At 39.0% G+C, this 6,703-nt stretch carries 5 protein-coding genes (1 of these 5 cut by a window edge); all 5 read right to left on the bottom strand.

The features are described from left to right. Positions 1-1,988 carry the 5' portion of an LPXTG-anchored SHIRT domain periscope protein gene (locus EKB01_RS09015; RefSeq protein ID WP_167266683.1) on the bottom strand. It extends 1,516 nt beyond the left edge of the window, so only the first 1,988 of its 3,504 coding nucleotides appear in the window; its start codon is at positions 1,986-1,988; the stop codon falls past the left edge of the window. Positions 1,989-2,279: 291 nt separating this feature from the next. After that, positions 2,280-3,626 carry a type I glutamate--ammonia ligase gene (gene glnA / locus EKB01_RS09010; protein ID WP_001122897.1) on the bottom strand — a complete coding sequence of 449 codons (1,347 nt, stop codon included), beginning with the start codon at positions 3,624-3,626 and terminating at the stop codon, positions 2,280-2,282. Between the two features lie 36 nt (positions 3,627-3,662). Then, a complete protein-coding gene (gene glnR, locus EKB01_RS09005; protein ID WP_000659550.1) occupies positions 3,663-4,019 on the bottom strand; it encodes a transcriptional repressor GlnR in 357 nt (118 codons plus the stop codon). Positions 4,020-4,095: 76 nt separating this feature from the next. After that, positions 4,096-4,623 carry an aromatic acid exporter family protein gene (locus EKB01_RS09000; protein ID WP_084853030.1) on the bottom strand — a complete coding sequence of 176 codons (528 nt, stop codon included), beginning with the start codon at positions 4,621-4,623 and terminating at the stop codon, positions 4,096-4,098. 133 nt (positions 4,624-4,756) lie between these two features. Then, positions 4,757-6,703 (bottom strand): SspB-related isopeptide-forming adhesin (locus EKB01_RS08995; RefSeq protein ID WP_167266681.1); only part of this gene is annotated, 1,947 nt, incomplete at its 5' end.

The following is a 6,703-nucleotide window of genomic DNA, read 5'->3' as shown; positions in this document are numbered from 1 at the left end:
ACATCTTTCAAGTCTGTTTGGTCTGCTGGAAGCAAGGTTTTCACTTCTTGTGGAAGTTCTTTTCCTGGCGTTCCGCTGACAAACTCGTGTGTTGCCTTGTAAGTTGGCTCTGGGGTGAATTCCCAAGTACCGACGAAGTGGGCATCTGATCCATTAATTGTTTCCGATGTCTTGTCGTAGGACTTGAAGCTCCATGTGCCTTCTGCGGTCTTAACTTCTGTTTGACTTGGTTGTGTTGGCGTTGCTTGGCTGCCATCTTTCAAGTCTGTTTGGTCTGCTGGAAGTAGGGTTTTCACTTCTTGTGGAAGTTCTTTATTTGGAGTTCCGCTGACAAACTCATGTGTTGCCTTGTAAGTTGGAGCTGGGGTGAATTCCCAAGTACCGACGAAGTGGGCATCCGCTCCATTGATGGTTTCTGATGCTTTGTCATAGGACTTGAAGCTCCATGTACCTTCTGTGGTCTTCACTTCTGTTTGACTTGGTTGAGTTGGCGTTACTTGACTGCCATTAGGTAAATCCTTTTCTGTTGCTGGAAGCAAGTCTTTCACTTCTTGTGGCAACTCTTTACCTGGAGTTCCACTGACAAATTCATGGTGTTTTTCGTAAAGAAGAGCAGTGCTCACCTGATTAGAAGGAGCTGATAAGTTATCAACATGCAAGGTTACAGTGTTGTTAATTTTTTCAGGTCCCTTTTCTTCCACTTTTTTGTTTGTAGCTGTTTTATAAGTGATAATAATCTCAGCGGCAGAATTTGATTTTATGTATTCAGGTGTCATTTTAACAGTAACTGTTTGACCTGACTTCTCAATCGTATAGTCACGTCCTTCTTGCAGAGTCACTCCACCTGATTCAACTTTAAGTTCTTTATAGTCCAAGCGATCATCAAAATTTTGAACCATTTCAATAGATGATGGAGCTGCTAAAAGGTCTTTACCTGGAACCGGAACTTTAAAAGTAGCCTTATAAGTTACATCCTGCCCCTCTTTAGCTGGAATCTCAGTAGGTTCTACCTCTAGGACTGGACTTGGGTCAATCTTTTCGACATAAAGCCCAAATACAGCCGAACAGGTTTCCGTTGATGAATAACCGAAATTCATGCTGTTACTATTTGATCGAAGAGCTAAGCCCGAGATGTTATTTTCAGCATTACTACCATTTGTACTTTGTGTAGCAATCCATGAAGTATGATCACTTGTTTCTTCCTGTCGCAAGACATTGGCATTGTTCATTAATCGAAGGTTCACATCGTTCTTATAGTTTTTAACATAGAAGGTTTCCTTCAAATTGTTTGCATCAATTGCATCAATATCTGTTGGTTTCATGACCAATTTCAAGTCTGTTTCTGTCCCATCAGCATAGCGAATTTCTGCTGTAACATCAGCATCAATCCAAAACGCTTTATTCATGATGTAGTCATGATTTGCATCTACATAAGGAACATTCCCAATTTCAAAGGCACTCTTTTCCCACAATTCTGAGATTGAGAAAAATTCGACAGTAGATTTTTGAGTATTATCCATCTCAGACCTTGCTTGTGCAGTATTGAGGTAGTGAAGAGTTACCTTATTAAATTTTAAGTAAGCATCTACTTGCTTTCCGTGAATGTTACCAATATTTGTAAATTTTAGAGATAAAGGATTTTCAAAAACTTGATCTTGCTTTTTACTTTTATCTACTTTAAGAGTAAAGTTTTCCATCTCACCTGGATAAGCACCCCCACTTAGATATTCATAATGGGGATTTGATAGATGAAACTGATCAACAGACTGTGATTTAGATAAAACACTAGCATTGTTAATATTTAAATTAAACTTACGAATATCTAAGGTAGAGATATCCGTTCCATTTTTAATCTCTTCTAATGCAGCATAAGACTGAACCGGAAGAAGAAAAATAGAAAAAAGTAAAATAATCAGGCCAATATAGGCCTTTGTTTTTCTACCTAAATTAGTAGAAAACGGCACTTTCATGCCTCTTCTCCATTTCATAATTAACCTCCAAACTAAAAATGATTTGTATACAATCATTTTAAAAAGAAATGTTCACCTCATTCTAACATAAAACTATTTCAATTTAAAGGAAATACAGAAAAAAATTATTTCCCCGTATCCCTATACTATTATTTGTTTCAACATATTAACAGATGGTGCCGTAAAACTTCCAAAAATACTTTTTTGTATTATTTATAAAGAATAGTCTTCTCTGCTAATCATAACATTATAGTTGTAGTCTCATTTCAACAAAAAAAGATTGCCCAATCAGACAATCTTTTTATATTCTTAATATAAGTCAAGATAATTATCAACTTCCCATTGTGAAACAAAGGTCGCATAGCTAGCCCACTCGATACGTTTGGCTTCAAGGAAACTAGTGTAGATGTGTTCACCTAGGGCAGCCTTAACCACTTCATCCTCAGTCAAAGCTTTCAAGGCGTTATGAAGAGTTGATGGAAGATCAGTGATTCCAGCTTCCTTACGCTCTTCTGCTGTCATGATGTAGATATTTTCTTCGATAGGAGCTGGTGCTTCGATTTTGTTTTCAATACCATGCAAACCAACTTCCAAAAGAACCGCCATAGCGATGTATGGGTTTGCCATTGGGTCCACTGAACGCAACTCAAGACGAGTTCCCATACCACGTGAAGCTGGTACGCGCACAAGTGGCGAACGGTTACGACCAGCCCAAGCAATGTAAACAGGCGCTTCATAACCTGGAACCAAACGTTTGTATGAGTTAACTGTTGGGTTCATGATGGCAGTATAGTTGTAGGCATGCTTGATCAAACCACCAAGGAAATGGTAGGCCGTTTCAGACAACTGCATTCCTTTTGGATCATTTGGATCAAAGAAGGCATTGTTTCCTTCTGCATCAAACAAGGACATATTACAGTGCATACCTGATCCAGCGATACCAAATTTTGGTTTCGCCATAAAGGTTGCGTAAAGACCGTGTTTACGAGCAATCGTTTTAACAACGAGTTTAAAGATTTGAATCTTATCACAAGCACGGAGGACTTCATCATACTTGAAGTCAATTTCGTGTTGTCCAACCGCAACCTCGTGGTGACTTGCTTCCACTTCAAATCCCATTTTGGTCAAGACATTAACGATTTCACGACGTGTATTATCCGCAAGGTCTGTAGGCGCCAAATCAAAGTAGCCACCCTTATCATTTACCTCAAGAGTCGGATCCCCATTTTCATCCAGTTTAAATAGGAAGAATTCTGGCTCTGGTCCAAGGTTGAAGGATTTGAATCCTACTTCTTCCATATGGCGAAGAGCACGTTTCAAATTGCCACGAGGGTCACCTGCAAATGGTTTACCTTCTGTTGTATAGACATCACAGATCAAACCTGCAACACTTCCGTTTTCATCTCCCCAAGGGAAGACTGTCCATGTATCCAAGTCTGGGTACAAGTACATATCTGACTCATTGATACGTACAAAACCTTCAATAGAAGATCCATCAAACATAGCCTTGTTTGACAAGACTTTATCTAACTGTTCATCTGTAGCAGGAATTTCGACGTTTTTCATCGTTCCCAAAATATCTGAGAACATGAGACGAATAAAGGTAACATTTTTTTCCTTGACTTCACGACGAATATCTGCAGCTGTGATTGGCATGGTTTTTCTCCTTAATATATGACTACTTGCGATTGCCTAACCGCGACCAAAAGGTGAATGTGCTGAAGCAAAGCGTCCCTGCTGAAGGAGTTCATTATGAAGTGCGCGACGCACCTCTGTCTGACTCACCACTTTCTTGGACTTCGCCTCACGTTCAGCATATTTTTTCTTAATGGCAGCGATATTGTAGCCTTCAGAGATATAATCTTTGATTTCAAGCAGACGATCCATATCATTCAACGAATACATGCGACGGTTTCCTTCGTTTCGATCAGGTTTAATCAACTCTTGATCTTCATAATAACGAATCTGACGCGCCGAGAGATCGGTCAACTTCATAACACTGCCAATAGGAAAAACAGCCATATTTCGGCGAAATTCTTTTTCCTTCATTTACATTTTCCTTCTTTCTGTCTATTATAGTCTAAAAAAAGACAAACGTCAATTGATAATGTTATAAAATGTAACATTATTTTTCTTTTTTCTCTAAAAAGAGATGAATACGATCAATATCATAATTTACGAGAATTGCGACAAAAACTCCCATGAAAGTTTCCGATACACGCGCAAACACGTACAAAAATGTTTCTCCGCTTGGTATTGATAGGGTAATGATTAACATAGCCGCTACACCACCGATAACTCCTGCCTTGTTGTTCATAGCAACATTTGTCATAATGGTTAACATGGTACAAATCGGAACAACTAGTAAGGTTACCCAAAAGGCTCCATGAAATAAAGTGTTTAAGAGGAAAAAGACAAGGGCGTAAAAACCTCCGATGCTATTTCCTAAGATACGCGAAGTTCCAAAATGGACACTCTTATCAAAGCTTTCTCGTAGACTGAAGACCGCTGTTAACGCTCCGATTTGAAGCCCCTTCCAGCCAAAAAAACCAAAAATCAAGAGAACTAGAAAAACGGCAATCCCCGTTTTGAAAGTCCGCATACCAAGTTTGAACTGTGACTTATCAAATTTATATTTTTTAAAATAACTCATAATCTCAACTTTCTACTACCATTTTAACATAAATCAGTTGATTTTATGAGTGAAAATCAATAGGAAGCGTTTTTAATTTCGGACTATAAAAAAGAGGAAACAGAGTTCCTCTTTTCTATTTAACTTTTAGAGCTTAGTTGCTTTCGTCTTCTTTTCGTTTCAACTGACCAAGTCCTAAAACTCCTACTAAAGCTGCTAGACCAAGATATGGCATGTAGCTTGAATCATTTGTACCTGTTTGAGGTAGAGTAGGGTTTCCTTTTGGATTTGGATTAGAATTAGGAGTTGTTGGTTCCTCTGGTTTCTTAGGTTCTGGCGTTGTCGTGCGAACTGTATTTGAGGCGTAAGCAACTTTGTTCACAGTATTTACATAGGTATTTTCAAAAGTTCCGACAGCAATTCGTTTCATTTGAATATAAGTCTCAGCCTGGAATGGAGAATCCAACTGAATCTCTTGAAGGAATTCCTCCTTGAAGCGAATGGTAATCATTCCCTTATCTTGATCATGTTCAACCTGTGTTTCAGCGGTTAAGTCTGTCCCTGCCTTGATAACACGACCGTCTTTCAATCGGATATCAACCTTGGCAAGAACTTTATAGTTTCCAGTGTATTGATCACCTTTTTGGTCATAATCATCTACAAAACTATAGTCACTCAAGTCCTCAGAATGATTTTGTGGAATCAAACCACCAATTAAACGATAATTGAAGTACTGGTTCAATGGAATAGTCTGGCCATCAATATTGTCACTACTTGGATCCATACTGATTGTCACATCTTTTTTAGGTGTGATTTTCGGTACATTGTTGACAACTACTTCTGTAGCATAGCCATTTCCAAAATCAATTTGGTAAGCTTTGTTTTCATACTTACCACCCGTTTGACCAAATTCAGGTTTAACTGTCATCGGATCTGTGATGAGCAATGATTTTCCTGCTGCTACATAGTTCTTGTAGAATTCGGCTGGATTATCAGCTGAGAAGAGTTGGAAAGCACCTTTAACAGTGATGTTTGCTTTCTTCAACAGCTCTTGAATCTTCTTAGGAGCAGCTTCTAAACTATCAAATTGTTGAACACTGATACCTGGTACAAGATTGCCCTCTAGATCACGAATCTTAACCAATTCTGGATGAAGGGTTAAGGCTTCTTCTGGATAATCATCCACATAGTAGAAACCATTTTGAATTGCTTCTTTAGAAGATTTATCTCCCTTGTATTGGTCCAAATCCCATGTGAGTTCATAGTAGTTCGTTGAACCAGCTAGAACTTCTTTGCCATCAATATTCACACCTTGCTTGTTCTTGTTAACTTTCAAAGGCTTGATGTAGTTGTTGTTTGGATTGTCAGGATCATTTGGTTTACCTGGAGTCGTTACACGAACAATATTTGACTTAACACCGTAGGCATCGTTAACTGTCAAGGTAAAGTTATTTGTATAAGTTGCCCCATCATTCAAGACACGACCAACAACCGTTGGATAAAGAGTTTCAACAGGTTTAGTTAAATCAGCATTGTATGTTGCCAATGTCTCATCAGTAGCCTTAAAGGTTACAGTGTGACTAGCTTTGTCATAGCTTGTTTCAAAACCTTTGCTTGCAGCCTTGGTCGCTTCTAAATCAAACTGATAGCCAGTTGGAAGTGGATCTACCAATACAAATGAAGTTGTTTTTGGACGACCAGCTGTCAACGCTTCTGTTTTCAACTCAAACTTCACTACAGACTGCTTAGCAACTAGAGTACGATCGATATCTGCTCCATCCTCATTTTTAATTTCTTTATTAATCTGAGGTTGTGCAAATAGACGATTGTAATGGAAGTGAACTGTTGGCACCGCTGGTGGTGTTGGCAACTGCTTAGGAGTTGGTGCTACAGGCGGAGTTGGCAATGGATCATAATTTGGCTCTTCTGGTTTTGATGGCTCTGGTTGATCTGGAGTCTTAACTGGTGGTGTTGGCTCATTTTCGTAGTTTGGTGCTACTGGAGCTGGTTCCAATGGTTTCTCCGTCTCATATGTTGGCTCTTCTGGTTTTGATGGCTCTGGTTGATCTGGAGTTTTTACCGGTGGTGTTGGCTCATTTTC

This window comes from Streptococcus sp. CCUG 71758, from assembly GCF_011714815.1.
Taxonomy (GTDB): Bacteria; Bacillota; Bacilli; order Lactobacillales; family Streptococcaceae; genus Streptococcus; species Streptococcus halitosis.
The sequence above is the reverse complement of the archived record's forward strand: the minus strand, read 5'-3'. Positions and strand labels throughout refer to the sequence as shown.

Bases quoted from the DNA above. Each gene is read 5' to 3' on its own strand.
- glnA (WP_001122897.1), bottom strand. From the start codon at position 3,626: ATGCCAATCACAGCTGCAGATATTCGTCGTGAAGTCAAGGAAAAAAAT.
- glnR (WP_000659550.1), bottom strand. From the start codon at position 4,019: ATGAAGGAAAAAGAATTTCGCCGAAATATGGCTGTTTTTCCTATTGGC.
- EKB01_RS09000 (WP_084853030.1), bottom strand. From the start codon at position 4,623: ATGAGTTATTTTAAAAAATATAAATTTGATAAGTCACAGTTCAAACTT.